Here is a 20084-nt window from a genome sequence, read left to right as displayed (position 1 = left end):
GGTGAACCTCGCCTTCGTCGAGAGCCCGGTCCAGCTCCTGAACGTCCTGGAGTGGACCCACACCCGGGGAGGACCCGACACCACGGTCGTCATCCTCCCCCCGGTCGACCCGATGTCGCGCGGACAGCTGCGCAGGATGGCGGAGCTGGCCCGCGACGAGGGCATCACCGTCCGCTGGCAGGAGGCGCGCGGGGACACCGGCGCGCCTCTGAAGGCCTTGCGGGCGCTGACCGGCCTGATCCGCAAGGCCGACCGCATCGTCATCGGGGACCCGTTCTCCCGGTACGTGCAACTGCTCCTCAGCCTGGTCCGCGCCCGCCGGATCACGGTGGTCGACGACGGCACCGCCACCATGGAGTTCGTCGCCCAGCTGGCCCGGGGTGAGCGCCTGGTGCGCTGGCACCGCCGGGGGAGCGGGGGCCCGCGCGAGCTGCTCCTGGCTCCGGTCAGCTCCGCGGCCCGCCGCAGCTTCACCCCGTCGGCGACCCGCACGGTCGAGGTGTTCACCGCCATGCCGGTGGAGGCCCCCGAGGGCGTCGACGTCACGGCGAACACCTTCGCCTGGACCCGGGAGCGCTTCGGCCCGCCCCTGATCACCAAGGGGGCCGACCTGGTCGGCACCTCCCTGGTGGAGACGGGCGTGGTCGACCCGGTCCCGTACGAGGAGGCGGTCACCACCCTGGCCCGCGCCCACGGCGCGACCCGCTACTTCGCCCACCGCCGCGAGTCCGCGGACAAGCTCCACGCCCTGGAATCCGCCACCGGCCTGGAGATCGTTCGCCCCGACCTTCCCCTGGAACTCATCGCCCGCAGGGGCCCCATCGGCCACACGGTCCTGAGCTTCCCGTCCACGGTGGTCCACACCCTCCCGCTGGCCCTGGTGGGCACGGGCGTGAAGGTCGCCGTGTGCGACATAGCGCCGGAGTGGCTCCGCGACACGGCCTCCCCGCGCGCCCAGGGCTTCCTGAGCGGAGTCACGGAGACGGCCAAGGACGTGCAGCGGCTGGCCCCGTGGCGGGCCACGGCGGTCGCGGAGGGCTGAGCCGACGGGCGTCGGGGCCCTCACACGGGGTCGGCGCCCCGGCCGTCCGGCACGGCCTGCTGCGGGTGGCCGCCGTCCAGCAGCAGATCGCGCAACGTCAGCGCCGCCGCCAACGGGGCGGCGGGCAGCGCGATGTGCAGGGCCCGGCGCAGCGCGGGGTCGGTGAGCCGGACGAGCACGAGTCCGTCCGGCACCGCCCAGGCGGCCAGCGAGGGGATCAGCGCGACCCCGAGCCCTGCCGCCACGTACCCGAACTTCCCCGTCCACTCCCCGATCCGGACGACCTTCCTGGGGGCGAAGCCCGCCCGCGCGCAGGCGTCGGCGAGCATCGTGGGGCGGTCCCCGTACGCGTCCTGCAACCAGGCCTCGTCGCGCAGTTCGCACAGATCGATCACGTCGGCACGGGCCAGACGGTGATCGCGTGGGAGGGCGACCAGCAGTTCGTCCTCGCAGAGCGGCGTCGTGGTGACCCCGTCGGCGGAGGGCAGTCCGGACGGGTAGTCGCTGACCACGGCCAGGTCCAGCGCCCCGTCAGCCAGCCGTGTCGTCAGCATGGCGCTGCGGCCCTCGACCGCGATGACCTCGACATCGGGCCTGGCCTTCCGGAACTTCCGCAGGGCGGCGGGCATCAGCGAGACGTTGGCGGTGGAGAACGCCCCTACGCGCAGCAGCCCACCGTGTCCCGTGTGCAGCACGGTCAGTTCCTGCTCGGCACGTGCCAGGCGGTCGAGGACGTCCACGGCGTGGCGGTACAGGGCGCGGCCCGCCGGGTTCAGCCGTACGCCTCTCGGAAGCCTCTCGAAGAGCGGCCCGCCCGCCTCCTGCTCCAGCGACGCGATGCGCCGGGAGACCGCCGACTGCGTGTAGTTGAGGCCGGCCGCCGCCTTGGTGAAGGACCCTGTCCCGGCCACCGCCACCAGCAGCCGCAGCGCATCGATCTCGAACACAAGCCACACCTCTCCTTCGTCCGACCCATTCTCCTGACGCATGGTTTCCATGCAATCCAGTCGCTGGTGGAATGTATCGCCTCGCCCTAGCGTCGTCGTCGGGGCGGCCGTGCACGGGCCGCCCCGACCACTCCGGGGGGCTGATCCCCCATGCCGTACGAGGGGGAAGTGCGATGCTACGAAGTCGAGTTGCGGCGATCCGGGCAGGCGGCCGGGTCACGAGGAGCCTGCGGTGAGCCGGCCCGGACGCGTCCGCGCCCTGTGGTCCGTGGTCGCCGCCGCAGTGCTGCTCACGGGCTGTACGGGAGCCGGCTCCGAGGCGGCCCCGCCCGACGCCACGCAGGCCACGCAACCAACCCGGACGCCGACCCCGACCTCGACTTCGACCCCGACCCCGACCGTCTCGCCCACACCGAGCACGGCCGCCGAGATCGCCGAGGCCGTCGACCACTGGTACGAGTACGGCGGCGGTACGGCGATGACCAGTCTGATCGGCGAGACCGTGAGGGCCGAGGCCCGTCGTCCCACCGAAGACCTGAGCATCGTGACCGTGGACTTCGAGGACCTCCTCGAAGCCGTGCGCACCGCCCGCGTGTTCGGCTCCATCCCCGATCCCAAAACCCAGAAAGCCTGGTCGGCAGCGCTCGACCACCTGGAGAGGGGGGCCGGCGACGTACTCGGTTCGGTCCCCGAGAACTCCATGATCCAGTCGCCCCAGGAGGCCGGGCAGGCGGCGTACGGGTGGAACATGTTCGACAAGGGCGTCAAGAGCCTCAAGACGGCCGAGGCGCGACTCGACGACGCCTTCGGCCTGAAGCCGGAGTCGGACCCGTGGCTAGGACGGCAGGGAGAAGCCCTCAGGCGGTGAGCCCTCGACGAACAGCATCCCCACCCGAGCCTTGCCCTCGCGTATCTCCCGGGCGCGCCGGTACTCGGGGGAGTCGTACCACTCCCGGATCCGGTCCATGCCGGGAAACATGATGACCATGAACCGGGAGGAGTCCCAGGTGCCTTCGACCGGCTGGGGCGTGGAGCCTGCTACCAGGTACTGGCCGCCGTGGCTGAGGACGGACTTCTGGGCCACGGCCGCGTAGGCCAGGCCGGCCTCCTCGTCGAGCACATCGACATTGACGATGACGTACGCGGGCATGAGACTCCTCGGTTCTCGGCCAGGGCGGCCAGGGCGGACACAGTGTCTGCCATACGGACATCTTGCCGCCGGACACCTCGCCGCGCACGAACTCCCCCACTCCGCTTCGTCCTTGGACCGAATGCGAGCCCTCTCCCGACCAGCGTGCCCACCTCTCAGCGACCGGCCGCGCCGCGCCTGGTGGGGTCGATGCGGACGCGCTCCGTGGCCGGCGCGGCCTCGATGTCGTGGAGCTGTGCGGTGATCGTGCCGCGCAGCTCGTCGTAGTCCTCGAAGCGGTAGTCGTTGTACAGGGTGTAGCCCGTCCACATCAGGTTGGCGCACACCCGCGCCGGCACCCGGCCGGTACGCGCGCCCATGCCGACCAGCGCCACCGACTCGATGCTCCCCGGCGCCTTCCTGTTCTGCTGATGGATCGCCTGGAAGGCGGCGGCGCAGGCCAGGGCCACGTTCAGGGTCTCGCTGACGTTCTGCGAGGACCCCTCCATGGTCGGGGTCGGTATGAGGAACTTCGGGTTGACCGCTCCGGACGGGACGCACACCGCGCTGCCCACGGGGAGGTTCCCCGCGAACCCGTCGCGGATCGCCCGCTGCACGCGCAGCTGGATGCCGGCGCCGAGGTGTCGCTTGATGGCGGCGTCGGCGCCACCGTCCATCCGGCCGCGTGAGTTGGTCGGGTTGACCCAGGCGTCGACCTTCTCGTCGAGGATCGACCCCTGGCGGATCTCGATCTCCGGGGTGTCGGCGAACGCGGCCCGCCAGGCCTCCACGACATCGGCGTTGAGGTCGGCCAGAACCACCCGGACAGGTGGCGACTGCATGCGGTTCGCGGACATCGTTCGCTCCGATCAAGAGGTGTTCTCCCACTGATCAGGACGCTACAACCCGCCACTGACAGCGCACCCACGACCGGAAGCCGGGCACACCTCCGCTGTCAGTAGCGACGGCTATAACTCCTCGTATGCGGGACCACGGTGCGTACGGCGCCGGACCGCGCCGACGACTTCGAACCCAGCCCGGACCGACCCCGCGGAGCGCCTCCACCATGAGCGATGTCACCACCCCGTCCCAGCCCGACCCGAACGACCCGCTGGCCCTCGCCGACCTGTTCGACGGCGGCGGCGAACCGTGGCTCCCCCTGCTGAAGCCGGTCATCGAATCGCACGCGGATGCCGCCGAGTTCATCGGCCCGGGCCGGGGGCCGGGAGTCGTACCGGTGCGTGAGCTGACCTTCCAGGCGCTCAAGCCGAATCCCCCGCACAAGTGGAAGGTCGTCGTCTTCGGCCAGAACCCTTACCCGAGGCCGGAGAGCGCCACCGGCATCGCGATGTTCGACAACACCTTCCACGACTGGAAGGACAGCCAGTTCGGCCGGGTCGTCAGCATCCGCTGCATCATCAAGGCAGCGGCGATGTGGAAGTACGGCATACCGAAGAAGACCCCGATCGCCGATGTACGCGCGCTGTTGAAGGAGAAGGACGCCGTCCAGCCGCCGGAGTGGTTCCAGGCGATGCTCACGCAGGGGGTACTGCTGCTGAACGCGGCACTCACCGCCAGCAGCGACGGTGCGATGGCCACCGACCAGCACACCAGGTTCTGGCGCCCGGCCGTCGAGCGGATCGTCGAGGAGATCCTCAAGGCCAAACAGAACGCCGAGCCGGAGGACCGCTACGTCGTCTTCGCCTGGTGGGGCGCTCACGCACGCAGTCTGAAGAACGTCGTCCTCCGGCTCCAGAAGAAGTATCCGGACGTCGAGGTCCGGCACATCGACCACCCCAACCCCGCCGCGCAGGGCGACATCTTCTGCGAGGGCGAGCACTTCGGGACGGTCAACGCCGCACTCGACTCGCTGGGCGCCGACGAGATCGACTGGCTGCCGAGCAAGGGGTGGAACGCGGTCGGGGAGGGGCCGGACGGGGCGGGCGACGGTGTCGCGGAACGCATGGGGGCGTTCATCGCGTCGACCATGGAGCTGCATCAGCTGTATCTGGACCGGCTCGCGGGCGTCAAGGACGAAGGGCTCGTCCTGCCCGCGATCACCGGTGTCTTCGACACCCCGCTCCTGGACTTCCCGGAGGCCGTCGGTCCGGTCGCATCCTTGCTGGCCGGCATCGACCGGCACGTCCAGCAGTCGCACGAATTCGGGAAGAGGCGTGCCGACGAGGCAGCCGGCGAGCTGTCCGCCGACGCGATTGCCGCCCTCTACCTCTACACCTGCGAGTCCGCGTTCTACCGGGAGATCAACGCCGTCCTGCGCTCCCCGGACCGCGCGAAGGTCGTCCCGTACCTCCCCTACCTACGACTGTTGTTCTCGGCGGTCTCACAGCTCCCCGCGCACACGCGGCCGTTGTGGCGCGGAGTGTCACTGGACCTGCGTGCGCAGTACCCACTCGGCCGGACGGTGACCTGGTGGGGGGTGTCCTCCTGCACGTCCGAGGTCGGCGTGGCGCGGTCCTTCCTCGGCAGCCGTGGCAAGCGGACACTCTTCGAGGTGACCCCCGCCAGGGCGGTGGGCATCCGACGTTTCTCCGCCTTCACGGGCGAGGAGGAGTTCATCCTCACGCCGGGCACGCAGCTGAAGGTGACGGCGGTGAAGGCCGAACGCGGCGGCCTGTGCACCGTGAAGCTGACGGAGTTGGAGGAGCAGAGCCTGGTGTCCTGAACAGCGCCGACGGGTAATCCCCTCGCCTGGACAGGCCGACGAGCCGGCTTGCCGATGTCCGGCATCGCTGACGGCGGCACGCACGCCGTCAGCCGAGGCTCATGCCACGCATGTGCGTGGCGTACACCGCCCCACGCCCATTCTCTCGGGACACTGCCCATGGTCGGTCGCCGAGCTTGCGCGGCGAGGTTCGTGCGGTCGGTCGGCCCGGGCCTCGCCCGGCAGAAGGACAGGGCATGGTCACACGCAGAGGATTCATCGACGGAATGTCGGCGGCCGGTGCCGCGACGCTCTTCGGTATCACCCCACCGGCCGCCGCCACGTCGATTGCGGGGGCGACGGCGGCGGACGCCGAGCTGAAGGCCCGCGACGCGATGCGCGCCGCCAACGTCGGTATGCGGTCGAGCTATGCCGCACTCAAGTCCGCACTGATCAGCCGCTTGAGTCCCGTGATCGTCGTCCAGAACGATGCCACGGGCGGCAGGTTCACCCTGATCCATCAGGGCGGCGAACGGGAATCCGTCAGCCCGGTGCCCGAGCTGTTCGAGCTGGCGAAGTCGATCAGTCATGTACCTCAGGGGATCTTCTCGATCATCGCCGCCTACGTGGGCGACACGGTGCCCAATGTTCCCAACGCCGACCGCATCGACCCCCACGACCTGGACATGGTCGCGTTCGAGGGGCCCCGGGCGGAGGGCTGGATCAGCCCACTCCGGAGCTACGCTGCCACGCTCAGGACTGCGCGTCGGCAGCTCGGAAAAGCCGATCTGCCGCAGGAGTTGGAAGCCTCCTGCGGAAAGATCCTCGACGAAGCGCTCACGTTCATCGGTGATTCCGTGATGAACGGGATGTTCGACATGGCGTCGTTCCAGGAGTTCTCGGGCAGGACGTACCCCAGCATCCGCGTGAACATGAAGTTCGCGGCTGCGGCGCAGATCTCCGGTGTGGAAGGTCTCATGCGCGAGTGGCGGGTCAAGATCGGCGAGGAGGCGTGGAAGGACCTGTATGCGGTCGTGCTCTCGATCTGGACGACGTCCGAGCTCAATCAGGCGTCGATCATCATCAGACGATGCATGAATCCGGCGAAGGCCGCCACGCACCTGATCGACCTGCCGACCGTCGAAGTGCCTCGGGACCCGGTCTTCGTCGCTCTGGACAACCTCGCCCGCATCGTTCAGGACAATGTCTCAGCAGAGATGGTCTTCCCCACCGATCCGGTGGTCGCGGACGCCTTCAAGGGCAAGGAGGACTTGCTCTCCGTCGAAATTCTGCATCAGACCGGGTCCGGCTGTCCGGTTCGGGAGGGGAAGGTCTGAAGCTGACCGTCCGAGGCTATCGCCCGGCATACGCGTACACCTCGGCGACAGCCGCACGTGCCGGTCCCGAGTCCCGGCCCCCGGCCCCGAGTCCCGGCCCCCGAGTCTCGATATCCGAGCGCCGGGACCGGGCGGTTCACTCGTCCGGGGGTACGTGGACGGGCGCGAGCCCGACGCTTGAGCTTCGGGATCCGGGGGTCGGGATTCGAGGGCCGGGACCCGAGACGTGTAGTCGTCCGGTAGGGAAAAGAAGGGTGGAAAGAGAACCTCCCCACCCTCCCGGACCCGTCACGGCCAGCAAGTATGACTAATCGTGACCAGCTTGCGGCGCAACGTCACGAATGCTTACGGTGCCCACAACTGAACGACCCCGACGTGGTGTTGGTAGCACCGTGCCGGGGTCTCACCCCAAGATCGAACGGACCCGATCTCGTGGCTATCCAGCACATTAACTCCGCCCTGCGCGCCCCCGCACCCCCCTCCCGCCCGTACGCGAAGGCCAACCCGGGCTACGGCAAGCGCTCCGCGCCGGACCAACGCCCGCCCCGGGCCGATGACTTCGCCCTGCTGCCGGAGCGCGAGCGGTACGTCGCCGGATACGTCGACCACCTGCCCGACGGTGCGGCCATGGACATCAAGTCCCTGGCCAAGTCCCTGCCGCTGTACGGGCAGATGGCCGTGGGCAGCGCGCTGAGGGCCCTGGGCGTGGCCGGACACCTGCGCCACGTGCGGTGCCCCGCAGACGCCGGGGGCGGCCAGATCCGCTGGATCACCCGCACCTACTGGTCCCGTACCGCCCGCGACAACGAGTGGTGGGCCACGTTCCTCGGCGCCGCCCCCGCGGCCCCGTCCGGCCCCGCGGCCACGTCCGCCCCCGCCGCCACGTCCGCCCCCGCCGTACCGCAGCAGCGGACCCACGAGCCCGAACCGGCACCCGCGCCGGAGCCGACGCCGCAGGAGGCCCCTGGCGACGCACCCTCGCCCGCCTACCTCGCCCTCGCCCAGCTCGGCCGGACCGACGCCCGCCTCGCGCTCTCCGCCGCCGACTGTTCTGCGCTGGAGGAGGCTGCTGCTGCCTGGCTCGCGCGGGGGGTGAATGCCGAGTACCTGGTCCAGGCACTCACTGCGGGGCTCCCGCCGGCCGTCGACTCGCCGGTCGGGTTCCTCAGGCGTCGGCTCCGCGACAAGCTCCCACCCCTGCTGCCCGAGGCCCCCGCCCCGGCCGCGCCGGGGGCGCCCGAGCGCCGCCCCATGGTCGAGTGCACGGAGTGCGGCGCACCCGGCCGCCCCGAGGCGCTCCCCGACGGCCTCTGCCGCTCCTGCCGCACCGTCGCCCCGGCCGACACCACGACCGCTCCCGAGCCGCCCGCCGAGCGGGACGTGGCGGCGTACGTCGGAGGCCTGCGTGAGCTGCTGAGGCAGCCATGACTGCCGGGACGCGGAGGCGCACCCATGCCAGACTTGACCGCATGACCGCGGCACACGATTACGAGCACCTGCACCACTTGATGGACCGGCTCAGCCCTCGACAGGTGAAGCGTCTGCGATTGATCATCACGCAGGATGACGAGCTCTCCGAGGTCGATCAGCAAATTCCGTCAGCTGCTGGTGAGGGTGGTGCTGAGACGAAGGGCGAGATGGCGGGGGACGTGCTTCCGGACGGCCTCCGAGCGCTGTTCGGCAGCATCAGCGCTCCCGCTGACTACGCGGAGCGTCACGATGACTACATCCGTGCGCGCATGGAGCGAGACGAGGGCACCGCCGAGTGACCGCGACGGTTCTCGATACCGGGCCGTTGCTGGCTGCGTTCAATTCCAACGACAAGCACCACGAGCGGTGCGTCGAATTCCTCACCGGGCTGCGGGGGCGGAAGCTGCTGCCCAGCACGGTCCTTGCCGAGGTGAGCCGGAGTCTTGAGCGCTGGCCACGTGTCGAGGCGGCCTTCATCGAGCAGGTGGTCCAGGGCACGTTCGAGCTGGTGCAGCTCACGAACGATGACTTGCGCCGCATGAGTGCGCTGATCATCCAGTACGCGGACTTCCCGCTCGGAGCTGTCGACGCCTCGGTCATCGCCGTTGCGGAGCGTTTTCGTACCGACAGGGTCGCAACGATCGACCGACGGCACTTCACCGACGTGAAGCCGCATCACGCAGGTGCACTGCACGTGCTGCCCTGAGCCGGGCGCGGTGCCCATCGAGCTTCCTTGAGTACGGCGGCGGAGCATACCCATCTCAACCCCTCCCCACACGCCGCAACACCGACTTTGGTTCCCCTGAGCGGCTGAACTTTTGTCGATCAGTGGTTAGTTGTGGGTATCAGGGGCCTACCCTTGACTAGGTGAACCAGTTGAAGTCCCGTGCGCCCCACGCCGAGGCCGTCCTGCCCGGCGCCCTGCCCGACGACCTGCGTGCCGAGCTCATCGCGTTCCGCCGTGATCTGCACATGCACCCTGAGCTCGGCAACCAGGAGTTCCGCACCACCGCGGCGATCAAGGCCAGGCTCGAGAAGGCCGGCCTGGAGCCGCAGGTGCTGCCCGGCGGCACGGGCCTCGTCTGTGACGTGGGGGAGTGGGACGGCGTGACGCCGATGCTGGCGTTCCGGGGCGACATCGACGCGCTGCCGATCCCGGACACCAAGGCGGGGGTCTCCTACCGGTCCACCGTGCCCGACCGCGCGCACGCCTGCGGGCACGACGTCCACACGAGCTGCGTCCTGGGAGCCGGCCTCGTGCTCAGCGAGCTCGACCGGCAGGGGCTGCTGCCGCGCCCGGTGCGGCTGCTGTTCCAGCCCGCCGAGGAGGTGCTGCCCGGCGGCGCCACCGACGTGGTCGCGGCCGGTGTGCTGGCAGGGGTGGGGCGGATCATCGGGGTGCACTGCGACCCCAAGGTGGACGTGGGCAGGATCGGGCTCCGGATCGGGCCGATCACCTCGGCCTGCGACCGCGTGGAGATCTCGCTCGACGGCCCCGGCGGGCACACCGCCAGGCCGCACCTCACCACCGATCTGGTCACCGCCGCGGCCCGGGTGGCCACCGACGTACCCGCGCTGCTCGCCCGGCGCGTCGACGCGCGGGCCGGCCTCGCGCTCACCTGGGGACGGCTGCAGACCGGGCACGCGCCGAACGTCATCCCGCAGCACGCCGAGCTGTCCGGGACGGTTCGCTGCCTCGATCTGGAGAGCTGGCGGCAGGCACCGGACCTGGTGCACGCGGCGATCGACGAGGTGGCCGGAATGCACCGGGCCAAGACGGTGGTCGACTACATCCGTGGCGTGCCGCCCGTGGTGAACGAGGCCGAGACGATCGGTCTGCTCGACGCCGCGATGACCATTCGCCGCGGATCGTATGCGATCGAGGACACCGAACAGAGTCTGGGCGGCGAGGACTTCTCCTGGTACCTGGAGAAGATCCCCGGTGCCATGGCGAGGCTCGGGGTGCGGACACCGGGCGACACGCGTGGCCTGGACCTGCACCGGGGCAACTTCGACGTGGACGAGGAGGCGATCACCGTGGGGGTGGAGCTGTTCACCGCCGCCGCGTTGCTGGACGCCTGACGTGGGATGTCAGCGGTGCGGACCCCTCCGGATGGCATCGTGTTCCCTGCTGGTAACGGCTTGTAACCGGACAGGACACCTCCTGTTCGCGACGATCCGATAACGGCTTCCGTACAGGTCCTTACCTGACATCTACGCGCGTTACGATCGCGGCGAAACCAGCGCCGGAAGAGGCGCTTCGGTCAGGTTTGAAGGAGCCTTCCCTTGCGCCGGATCACCAGGATTGCCACCGTGGGCGTCATGTCCGCGGCACTCGCGCTGAGCGTCACGGCGTGTGGCGAGTCGTCCTCCTCGTCGAGCAGTAGTTCCGACTCCAAGGCCGAGAAGTCGGCCATCGCCTACGACATCGGTGGCCGCGGCGACCAGTCGTTCAACGACGCCGCCTACGCGGGTCTGGCCCGGGCCGAGAAGGACCTCGGCGTCAAGGGCACCGAGGCCGAGCCGTCGGACGGCGAGGCGGACGCCGACAAGGTGCAGCGCCTCACCGCGCTGGCCCGCGCCGGCAACAACCCGGTGATCGGCGTCGGCTTCGCCTACGCCCCCGCCATCGAGAAGGTCGCGCCGAAGTTCCCGAAGGTCACCTTCGGCATCATCGACGACGCCTCCGTGACCGGCGAGAACATCGCCAACATCGTCTTCAACGAGGAGCAGGGCTCCTACCTCGCGGGTGTCGCCGCGGCCAAGGTCACCAAGACCAAGACGGTCGGCTTCATCGGTGGTGTCGAGACCCCGCTGATCAAGAAGTTCCAGGCGGGCTTCGAGCAGGGCGTCAAGGAGACCGACCCCTCGGTCAAGGTCGTGCCCCAGTACCTGACGCAGCCGCCGAACTTCGACGGCTTCTCCAAGCCCGACCTCGGCAAGGCCGCCGCCCAGGGGCAGCTCGACAAGGGTGCCGACGTGGTCTACTCGGCGGCCGGTCTCGCCGGTTCGGGCGCGATCGAGGCCGTCTCCAAGGCCGGCAAGTGGAACATCGGCGTCGACTCCGACCAGTACAAGCAGGAGGGCCTCGCCGCCTACAAGGCGTCGATCCTGACCTCGGTCACCAAGGACGTCGAGGACTCCGTCTTCAACCTGATCAAGTCCGTCCAGGACGGCAAGCCGCAGTCCGGTGAGGTGCGCTACGGCCTCGACAAGGACGGCGTCGGCCTGTCCTCGTCCAACCCGGCCTTCACCGAGATGACCGAGGTCATCGCCGCCGTGGACAAGGCGAAGAAGGAAATCATCGACGGCAAGATCACCGTCAAGTCCGCCCCGTAACGATCCCGGTCGTCACGCTGGTTTCCCGTGGGCCCGGAGCGCGCGCAGTCGCCGCTCCGGGCCCGTGGGGTGCCCGTCGAGGAAGTTGTGCCCTTCGCAGTGCCCTGCTCGCACAGGCCCGGAACCCCGCGTCCGGACCGTGCCGTGCGCCTACGCTTCACGATTCGGCAGCACTACGCGTGTAGACAGCCCTCAGGCGCGATAACTTCACCCCGCCCCCTGCCCCTGTGCCCCCGCTCCTGTCCGGCCAAGGAGAGTGCGTCATCAACGCGTCCAGCAGTCCCCCTGCCGTAGAACTGCACGGCATCACCAAGCGTTTCCCCGGAGTCGTGGCCAACCACGACATCGGCATCACCGTACGCAAGGGAACGGTCCACGCCCTCGTCGGTGAGAACGGCGCCGGGAAGTCCACCCTGATGAAGATCCTCTACGGCATGCAGAAGCCGGACGAGGGCACCATCGCCGTGGACGGCGAGCAGGTCTCGTTCGGCAACCCCGGTGACGCCATCGCGCGCGGAATCGGCATGGTCCACCAGCACTTCATGCTCGCCGACAACTTCACCGTCCTGGAGAACGTCGTCCTCGGCGGCGAGAAGCTGCACGGCATCGGCTCCGCGGCGCGCAAGAAGATCAGGGAGATCTCCGACGCCTACGGTCTGGGGGTCAGGCCCGACGCACTCGTCGAGGACCTCGGCGTCGCCGACCGTCAGCGCGTGGAGATCCTCAAGGTCCTCTACCGCGGCGCCCGCATCCTCATCCTGGACGAGCCGACCGCCGTACTGGTCCCGCAGGAGGTCGACGCGCTCTTCGCGAACCTCCGCGAGCTCAAGGCCGAGGGCCTCACCGTCATCTTCATCTCGCACAAGCTCGGCGAAGTCCTCTCCGTCGCCGACGAGATCACGGTGATCCGGCGCGGGACCACGGTGGGCACCGCCGACCCCGCGCAGACCACCACCAAGCAGCTCGCCGAGCTGATGGTCGGCAGCGAACTCCCCTCGCCGGAGACGCGCGAGTCGACGGTGACCGACGTGCCCATGCTGCGCGTCGAAGGGCTCAGCCTCAGCGTGACGGACCCGGACGGGGCCGTGCGCGACGTCCTGTCCGACGTGGACTTCACGATCCACAAGGGTGAGGTCCTGGGCATCGCGGGCGTCGAGGGGAACGGGCAGACCGAGCTGATCGAGACGCTCGTCGGCATGCGGAACCCGGACGGCGGAGTCATCACGCTGGACGCCGACGACATCACGCGCACCCCCACGCGCAAGAGGCGTGAGGGCGGCATCGGCTACATCCCCGAGGACCGCCACCGCCACGGGGTGCTGCTGGACTCCCCGCTCTGGGAGAACCGCATCCTCGGCCACGTCACGGAGAAGCCCAACAGCAAGGGCTGGCTGCTCGACCCGAAGGCCGCGCGCGCCGACACCGAGCGGATCGTGCGTGAGTACGACGTGCGCACCCCGGGCATCGAGGTCACCGCGGCCTCCCTCTCCGGCGGCAACCAGCAGAAGCTGATCGTCGGCCGCGAGATGAGCCACCACCCGAAGCTCCTGATCGCCGCCCACCCCACCCGAGGTGTGGACGTCGGCGCGCAGGCGCAGATCTGGGACCAGATCCGGGAGGCACGCCGCGAAGGGCTGGCCGTCCTGCTGATCTCCGCGGACCTGGACGAGCTCATCGGGCTCTCCGACACCCTGCGCGTCATGTTCCGCGGGCAGCTGGTCGCCGACGCCGACCCCGCCACCATCACACCCGAGGAACTGGGCTCGGCCATGACCGGTGCCGCCGCCGGTCACCTCGAAGCAGCCCCGGAGGACGAGGCCTGATGAGGAAATTCGACAAGGACCGGCTGATCCTGGGCTTCGCCGGCCCGGTGCTCGCCCTGGTCGTGGCCTTCGTGCTCAGCACCCTGGTGCTGCTCGTCTCCGACCGCGACCCCTTCGAGCTGTACCGCCTGCTGTTCGAGCAGGTGTCGTACAGCGACGTACAGGTCCTGATCATCAACCAGGCCGGGACGTACTACCTCGCCGCCCTCGCGGTCGCGGTCGGCTTCCGTATGAACCTCTTCAACATCGGCGTCGACGGGCAGTACCGCCTCGCGGCGATGATGGCCGCCCTCGTCGGCGCCAGCGTCAGCCTCCCCGGGCCGCTCCAGATCGCACTGATCGTCATCGTGGCCATGCTCGTCGGCGCCTTCTGGGCGGGCATCGCCGGCATCCTCAAGACCACGCGGGGCGTGAGCGAGGTCGTCTCGACGATCATGCTCAACTCCATCTCGACCTCGCTGATCGCCTGGCTGATCCTGCCGAAGAACTTCGGTGAGCAGGCGGCGGGTTCCAACAACCTGACGACGGGCGACATCCCGGAGGCAGGCTGGTTCCCCGGGCTGCCCCTGAGCCCCGAAGCCGGTGAGATCTACGGCTTCACCTTCGTCGCCGTCGGCTGCGGCCTCGTCTACTGGCTCGTGCTGAACCGCACCCGGTTCGGTTTCGACCTGCGCGCCACCGGCGCCAGCGAGAGCGCCGCCCAGGCGTCCGGTGTGGACGCCAAGAAGATGATCCTGACGTCGATGCTGATCTCCGGCGCGGTCGCCGGTCTCGTCGGGATGCCGACGCTGCTGGGAGACACCCACACCTACAGCCTCGACTTCCCCGTCGGTCTCGGCTTCACCGGCATCACCATCGCCCTGCTCGGCCGCAACCACCCGGTGGGCATCGCGCTCAGCGCCCTGCTGATCGCGTTCCTGGACAAGGCGTCGTCGCCCCTCGACCAGTTCGGCTTCGAGAAGGAGATCGCCACGATCATGCAGGGCCTGATCGTGATCTCGGTCGTCGTCAGCTACGAGCTCGTCCGGCGCTACGGGACCCGCCGCCAGCAGCAGAAGGTCGGCGAGGAACTCGCCGCCGGCCACGCCCTCACCACCGAGAAGGAGGCGGCCCTGTGAGCACCAGCAAAGTCTCCGCCGCACGCGTAGCCGCCCCGAAGGGCGGCGGACGGCGCAAGCTGTCCCTGCCCGTCGTCCTCCTGATCATCGCCGGTGCGCTCGCCCTCGTCTCGCTGGTGCGCCTCATCAGCGGTGCGGACGACGTGACCTCCGTGGGCCAGGTGAGCGGCGCCCTCGAACTCGCCGTCCCGATCGGTCTGGCGGGCCTCGGCGGACTCTGGGCCGAGCGGGCCGGCGTCGTCAACATCGGCCTCGAAGGCATGATGATCCTCGGCACGTGGTTCGGTGCCTGGGCCGGTTTCCAGTGGGGCCCGTGGATGGGCGTCCTCTTCGGCATCATCGGCGGCGCGCTCGGCGGACTGCTCCACGCCGTCATCACCGTCACCTTCGGCGTGAACCACATCGTCTCCGGTGTGGCCATCAACATCCTCGCCGTCGGCGTCACCCGCTACCTCTCCAACTTCACCTTCGCCGACGAGCCCGGCGGCTCCTCCAAGCAGTCCCCGCGCCTCGACGAGATCGACAAGATCACCGTGCCGGGTCTTTCGGACTGGATGCAGGACCTGCAACAACACCACTGGTTCTTCGTCTCCGACCTCGCCGGCATCGTCGGAGGCCTGGTCACAGGGCTGTCGCTGCTCACGGTCGTCGCCCTGCTGCTCATCCCCGTCACCTGGTTCGTGCTGTGGCGCACGGCCTTCGGCCTGCGGCTCCGCTCCTGCGGTGAGAGCCCGGTGGCGGCCGAGACCCTCGGCGTGAACGTCTACAAGTACAAGTACATCGCCGTGACGATCTCGGGCGGTCTGGCAGGACTCGGCGGTGCCTTCCTCGCCATCGTCGCCACCAGCATCTACCAGGAGGGCCAGACCGGCGGTCGCGGCTACATCGGCCTCGCCGCGATGATCTTCGGCAACTGGATGCCGGGCGGCATGGCACTCGGCGCCGGGCTCTTCGGCTTCACCGACAGCCTCAAGCTCCGCGGCGGTGCCGAGAACGTCCACGCCATGCTGCTGCTCCTGGCGATCCTCCTGGTGATCGTCGTGTTCTGGCAGCTGTACCGGAAGAAGTACGTGAGCGCGGTGATCTCGGCGGTCATCTCCGGTGTGCTGTTCACCTGGTACGGCCTCACGGACCAGGTGCCGAGCCAGTTCGTGGACGCCGCGCCGTACGTCACGACGCTGCTGGTCCTCGCCCTGTCCGCCCAGCGGTTGCGCATGCCCAAGGCGGACGGCGTGCCGTACCGCAAGGGTGAGGGCAAGTGACGACCCCACAGCCCGTCGACTGGGACGTGCTGCGCGAGGCCGCCCGGGACGCGATGTCCCGGGCGTACGCCCCGTATTCGGGCTACCCGGTCGGTGTGGCGGCCCTCGTCGACGACGGCCGCATGATCACCGGATGCAACGTCGAGAACGCCTCCTACGGCATCGGCCTGTGCGCCGAGTGCGGGCTGGTCTCGCAACTGGCCGCCACGGGCGGCGGCCGGCTGACCCACTTCACCTGTGTGGACGGCACGGGCGCGGTGCTCGTGCCGTGCGGGCGGTGCCGTCAGCTGCTTTACGAGTTCGGCGGTCCCGGCCTCGTCCTGGAGACGCCGGACGGCTTCCGTACGCTCGACGAGATGCTGCCGCAGGCCTTCGGGCCGCAGCACCTGGGGTAGCCCTTCCGCCGCGCCGTCCCCTCCGGAGGGGACGGCGCGGCGGAACGTTCACCCTCTATGCGCGTAGAGTCAACGGGACTCTCGCCTACCCATCCGGCCGGAAGGACTCCCCGCCCATGGACGCCATCTCCGTCATCCGCACCAAGCGGGACCGGGGCGAGCTCAGCCCCGAGCAGATCGACTGGGTCATCGACGCGTACACCCGCGGCGAGGTCGCCGACGAGCAGATGTCCGCGCTGGCCATGGCTATCCTGCTGAACGGCATGAACCGCACCGAGATCGCCCGCTGGACCGCCGCGATGATCGCCTCCGGCGAGCGGATGGACTTCGGGGCGCTCTCCCGCCCCACCACCGACAAGCACTCCACCGGCGGCGTCGGCGACAAGATCACCCTGCCGCTCGCCCCGCTGGTCGCCGCCTGCGGCGCGGCTGTGCCGCAGCTCAGCGGCCGGGGGCTCGGCCACACCGGCGGGACCCTCGACAAGCTGGAGTCGATCCCCGGCTGGCGCGCCCACCTCTCCAACGCCGAGATGCTGGACGTCCTGGACACCACCGGCGCGGTGATCTGCGCGGCCGGCGACGGGCTCGCCCCCGCCGACAAGAAGCTGTACGCGCTGCGCGACGTCACCGGCACCGTCGAGGCCATCCCGCTGATCGCCAGCTCGATCATGTCCAAGAAGATCGCCGAGGGCACCGGGGCGCTCGTCCTGGACGTCAAGGTCGGCACCGGCGCCTTCATGAAGACGATCGAGGACGCCCGCGAACTGGCCTCCACCATGGTCGCGCTGGGCACCGACAGCGGCGTACGCACCGTCGCGCTGCTCACCGACATGGCGACCCCGCTGGGCCTGACGGCGGGCAACGCCCTGGAGGTACGCGAGTCCGTCGAGGTCCTCGCAGGCGGCGGCCCCCGCGACGTGATCGACCTGACCCTCGCCCTCGCCCGCGAGATGCTCGACGCCGCCGGGCTCAAGGACGCCGACCCGGAGAAGGCCCTGGCCGACGGCTCCGCCATGGACGTCTGGCGCCGCATGATCTCCGCCCAAGGAGGCGACCCGGATGCCGAGCTCCCCGTCGCCCGCGAGCAGCACGTGATCAGCGCCCCGTCCTCGGGCGTGCTGACCCGTCTCGACGCCTACGACGTCGGCGTCGCCGCCTGGCGCCTCGGCGCGGGCCGCGCGCGCAAGGAGGACCCGGTGCAGGCCGGCGCGGGCGTCGAGCTGCACGCCAAGCCGGGCGACACGGTCACCGAGGGCCAGCCGTTGCTGACCCTGCACACGGACACCCCCGAGAAGTTCGCGTACGCGCTGAAGGCCCTGCCCGGCTCGTACGACATCGCGCCGGCCGGTACGCCCTTCACCGCCACGCCGGTGGTGCGGGAACGTATCGCCTGACCTGTGGCTTTCCCTTTCGGGTGAACGGGACTGGTGGACCGCCACTGGTCCCGTTCGGCATGCTGTTATCGGTGACGCACCGATAAGAGGAGACCGCCATGAGCGCACTCACTGTCGATCCCGGGCCGGGCCACGGTCAGGACTGGGACGACCTCGTCCGGATCTGGGAGGAGACGGACGCACCCGAGGGCTGCAAGGTGGAGATCATCGAGGGGATCGTCACCGTGTCGCCACCGCCGTCCAAGGACCACAACACAACCGCAGCCTTGCTCCAGCGCAGGTTGTACACCGTCATCCCGGAGGACTGGGAGATCTACCAGACCCTGGGCGTCTCCGTGCCCGGGCGGGCCGGACTGTACATCCCCGATCTTGTCGTCCTGGCGCGCGCGGTGGCATCCGGCCCCGGGAACCGTGTCCCCGCTGAGGAGGTCCGCCTCGTCGTCGAGATCACCTCACCGGCCAACGCCAACCACGACCGCATCGGCAAGGCGCACGGCTACGCGAAGGCCGGCGTCGAGCTGTTCCTGCTGCTCGATCCCTGGCACACCGGTCGCCCGACCGCGACCCTGTACGGAGAGCCGAGCGACGGCACCTACCGCGTCCTGGAAGCGGTCGAGTACGGCGAGACACTGACGCTGCCGAAGCCCTTCGGGCTGGATCTGGACACGGGGATCTTCCCGGTCAGCTGAGCCCGCCTCGCCGGGCAGCGATGAGTTCCGGGCATCCCGCCGGTCTCTGTGGTGTGGATGCCATGACACCGAACGCCCTCGTCGTCACCGGCCGGATCACCCGCGCCGAGGTGCCGGCACTCTGCGCCGAGCTGGAGGCGCTGCTCAGCGGCCCCTCGGCGGCCGTGGTGGACTGCGACATGGGCGGTGTCGTGCACCCGGACCTGGCCCTGGTCGAGGCGGTCGCCCGGCTGGGGCTCGTCGCACGCCGGGCCGGAGGCGTCGAGCTGCGACTGCGCAACGTCCCGCCCGGATTCGGGGAGCTGCTCGACCTGGTCGGGCTGGCCGATGTGCCGGCTCACGTCCGGTGGGGTCCGGAGTGAGCCACGCTCAGCGGGCCGTCCCACCCTCATGACACGGCGTCGTCGTCCAAGTGGTCGGGGAGCCCGAACAGCGGGAACCAGCGCGGGGTGTCCAGGAAGCAGTGCATCCCGGTGATGACCCCGTCCGAGATGTCGATGACCTGCACCGCCCATGGCACGAAGCCCGGCCCGTCCGGATTCGGCTTGTAGTGGGCGAAGGCCGGGGTGCCGTTGGCCTCCGTCGCCACCAGGCGGGAACCGGCGCAGCTCGCCCCGATGCTGAGCATGAAGCCGGTGATGTCGTCGTGTCCCCGCAGCCAGAGGTCGAACGGCGGCATGGTCATCACGGCGTCCTCGTGGAGCAGCGCCGTCAGCGCCGCCATGTCGTACCCCTCGAACGCCGCCACATAGCGGTCCAGCAGCTTGCGCTGCTCCTCGTCGAGCGGATTCGCGGTGTCCGGTGCCGCGTTGTCCGTGTCCGACAGTGTGGCCCGGGCCCGCTGGAGGGCGCTGTTGACCGAGGCGACCGACGTGTCGAGCAGCTCGGCGACCTCGCTCGCCTTCCACGCCAGGACTTCGCGCAGGATCAGCACCGCACGCTGTTTCGGCGGCAGGTGCTGGAGCGCGGCGACGAACGCGAGGCGCACCGACTCCTTGGCCACGGCGGCCTCCGCCGGGTCGGCCACCGAGGGCAGGATGCGTCCGTCGGGCATCGGCTCCAGCCAGGTGTTCTCCGGGAGGGGGTTCAGCGCGGCCTGGGCCAGCGGTGTCGGGCCGGTGAGGTCCACCGGCCTGGCGCGCTTGTTGCCCGCGTTCAGCATGTCGAGGCAGACGTTCGTCGCGATGCGGTACAGCCAGGAGCGCAGGGAGGAACGGCCCTCGAACTTGTCGAAGTTGCGCCAGGCGCGCACCAGCGTGTCCTGGACCGCGTCCTCCGCCTCGAAGGCGGAGCCGAGCATCCGGTAGCAGTAACCGGTCAGTTCGACCCGGTGTCCCTCCAACCGGCTGTCGATCTCCGCTGTCGCCGCCTGATCACTCATCGCTTCACCCCTGTTGCACTGTGACACCGCTCACTCGGCACTCCGGAAGCTACCGCAGGGCACTGACAACAGGGGCCGGAAGCGCGGAAGCCGCTG

The 20084-nt window shown here is 69.7% G+C and carries 20 protein-coding genes; 16 read left to right on the top strand and 4 right to left on the bottom strand.

What is annotated here, in order from left to right:
• The first annotated feature begins 1 nt into the window (after position 1).
• Positions 2-1042, top strand: a complete 1041-nt coding sequence (locus ACFYQ5_RS14225) for a hypothetical protein (RefSeq protein WP_389197358.1) — start codon at positions 2-4, stop codon at positions 1040-1042.
• A gap of 20 nt (positions 1043-1062) precedes the next feature.
• Here ACFYQ5_RS14225 and ACFYQ5_RS14220 read toward each other — a convergent pair whose 3' ends face one another.
• Positions 1063-1989 (bottom strand): LysR family transcriptional regulator, encoded by a 927-nt coding sequence (locus ACFYQ5_RS14220; protein ID WP_389197356.1) that lies wholly within the window; start codon positions 1987-1989, stop codon positions 1063-1065.
• Positions 1990-2221: 232 nt separating this feature from the next.
• Between ACFYQ5_RS14220 and ACFYQ5_RS14215 the strand changes: the two genes are divergently transcribed.
• Positions 2222-2857 carry a hypothetical protein gene (locus ACFYQ5_RS14215; RefSeq protein ID WP_389197354.1) on the top strand — a complete coding sequence of 212 codons (636 nt, stop codon included), beginning with the start codon at positions 2222-2224 and terminating at the stop codon, positions 2855-2857.
• Here ACFYQ5_RS14215 and ACFYQ5_RS14210 read toward each other — a convergent pair.
• Both ACFYQ5_RS14210 and ACFYQ5_RS14205 read right to left on the bottom strand, forming a co-directional pair.
• The gene (locus ACFYQ5_RS14210) at positions 2825-3139 is read right to left on the bottom strand and encodes a DUF1330 domain-containing protein (RefSeq protein ID WP_389197353.1); all 315 of its coding nucleotides are present in this window, start codon (positions 3137-3139) and stop codon (positions 2825-2827) included. The two genes, ACFYQ5_RS14215 and ACFYQ5_RS14210, sit on opposite strands and share 33 nt — an antisense overlap.
• 155 nt (positions 3140-3294) lie before the next feature.
• Positions 3295-3960: a macro domain-containing protein gene (locus tag ACFYQ5_RS14205; protein WP_389197351.1), complete on the bottom strand. Its 666-nt coding sequence runs from the start codon at positions 3958-3960 to the stop codon at positions 3295-3297.
• Between the two features lie 224 nt (positions 3961-4184).
• On the opposite strand from ACFYQ5_RS14205, the gene ACFYQ5_RS14200 reads away from it, so the two are divergent.
• The 14 genes from ACFYQ5_RS14200 to ACFYQ5_RS14135 all read left to right on the top strand — a co-directional run bounded on the left by ACFYQ5_RS14200 (position 4185) and on the right by ACFYQ5_RS14135 (position 18969).
• Positions 4185-5801, top strand: coding sequence for an ADP-ribosyltransferase domain-containing protein (locus tag ACFYQ5_RS14200; RefSeq protein ID WP_389197349.1), 1617 nt, complete (start codon positions 4185-4187; stop codon positions 5799-5801).
• A 116-nt stretch (positions 5802-5917) separates the two neighbouring features.
• Positions 5918-7117, top strand: coding sequence for a hypothetical protein (locus ACFYQ5_RS14195; protein ID WP_389197347.1), 1200 nt, complete (start codon positions 5918-5920; stop codon positions 7115-7117).
• 432 nt (positions 7118-7549) lie between these two features.
• Entirely contained in the window at positions 7550-8545 is a 996-nt protein-coding gene (locus ACFYQ5_RS14190) for a MarR family transcriptional regulator (RefSeq protein WP_389197346.1), read from the top strand.
• Positions 8546-8586: 41 nt separating this feature from the next.
• The gene (locus ACFYQ5_RS14185; protein ID WP_389197344.1) at positions 8587-8886 is read left to right on the top strand and encodes a hypothetical protein; all 300 of its coding nucleotides are present in this window, start codon (positions 8587-8589) and stop codon (positions 8884-8886) included.
• Positions 8883-9293, top strand: a complete 411-nt coding sequence (locus ACFYQ5_RS14180) for a type II toxin-antitoxin system VapC family toxin (RefSeq protein ID WP_389197342.1) — start codon at positions 8883-8885, stop codon at positions 9291-9293. The genes ACFYQ5_RS14185 and ACFYQ5_RS14180 overlap by 4 nt, the downstream gene beginning before the upstream one ends.
• A gap of 161 nt (positions 9294-9454) precedes the next feature.
• On the top strand, positions 9455-10669 hold the full coding sequence (locus ACFYQ5_RS14175) for an amidohydrolase (RefSeq protein WP_389197340.1): 1215 nt from the start codon (positions 9455-9457) through the stop codon (positions 10667-10669).
• A gap of 204 nt (positions 10670-10873) precedes the next feature.
• Complete coding sequence (locus tag ACFYQ5_RS14170) at positions 10874-11926, top strand: BMP family ABC transporter substrate-binding protein (protein ID WP_351282010.1); 1053 nt, start codon at positions 10874-10876, stop codon at positions 11924-11926.
• Positions 11927-12165: 239 nt separating this feature from the next.
• Entirely contained in the window at positions 12166-13749 is a 1584-nt protein-coding gene (locus tag ACFYQ5_RS14165) for an ABC transporter ATP-binding protein (protein WP_389197487.1), read from the top strand.
• Complete coding sequence (locus ACFYQ5_RS14160) at positions 13749-14867, top strand: ABC transporter permease (protein ID WP_389197338.1); 1119 nt, start codon at positions 13749-13751, stop codon at positions 14865-14867. Before ACFYQ5_RS14165 ends, ACFYQ5_RS14160 begins: the two co-directional genes overlap by 1 nt.
• Positions 14864-16129 (top strand): ABC transporter permease, encoded by a 1266-nt coding sequence (locus tag ACFYQ5_RS14155; protein WP_389197336.1) that lies wholly within the window; start codon positions 14864-14866, stop codon positions 16127-16129. The genes ACFYQ5_RS14160 and ACFYQ5_RS14155 overlap by 4 nt, the downstream gene beginning before the upstream one ends.
• Positions 16126-16524, top strand: a complete 399-nt coding sequence (locus ACFYQ5_RS14150) for a cytidine deaminase (protein ID WP_389197334.1) — start codon at positions 16126-16128, stop codon at positions 16522-16524. Before ACFYQ5_RS14155 ends, ACFYQ5_RS14150 begins: the two co-directional genes overlap by 4 nt.
• 116 nt (positions 16525-16640) lie before the next feature.
• Positions 16641-17918 carry a thymidine phosphorylase gene (locus tag ACFYQ5_RS14145; RefSeq protein WP_389197333.1) on the top strand — a complete coding sequence of 426 codons (1278 nt, stop codon included), beginning with the start codon at positions 16641-16643 and terminating at the stop codon, positions 17916-17918.
• 98 nt (positions 17919-18016) lie between these two features.
• Positions 18017-18607, top strand: coding sequence for a Uma2 family endonuclease (locus tag ACFYQ5_RS14140; RefSeq protein ID WP_389197331.1), 591 nt, complete (start codon positions 18017-18019; stop codon positions 18605-18607).
• A 62-nt stretch (positions 18608-18669) separates the two neighbouring features.
• A complete protein-coding gene (locus tag ACFYQ5_RS14135; protein ID WP_389197329.1) occupies positions 18670-18969 on the top strand; it encodes an STAS domain-containing protein in 300 nt (99 codons plus the stop codon).
• Between the two features lie 26 nt (positions 18970-18995).
• Here ACFYQ5_RS14135 and ACFYQ5_RS14130 read toward each other — a convergent pair whose 3' ends face one another.
• Positions 18996-19988 (bottom strand): sigma-70 family RNA polymerase sigma factor, encoded by a 993-nt coding sequence (locus ACFYQ5_RS14130; RefSeq protein WP_389197327.1) that lies wholly within the window; start codon positions 19986-19988, stop codon positions 18996-18998.
• Positions 19989-20084: the final 96 nt, after the last annotated feature.

Source organism: Streptomyces sp. NPDC005794 (assembly GCF_042871445.1).
GTDB lineage: Bacteria > Actinomycetota > Actinomycetes > Streptomycetales > Streptomycetaceae > Streptomyces.
This window is presented reverse-complemented; position numbering and strand designations above follow the sequence as displayed.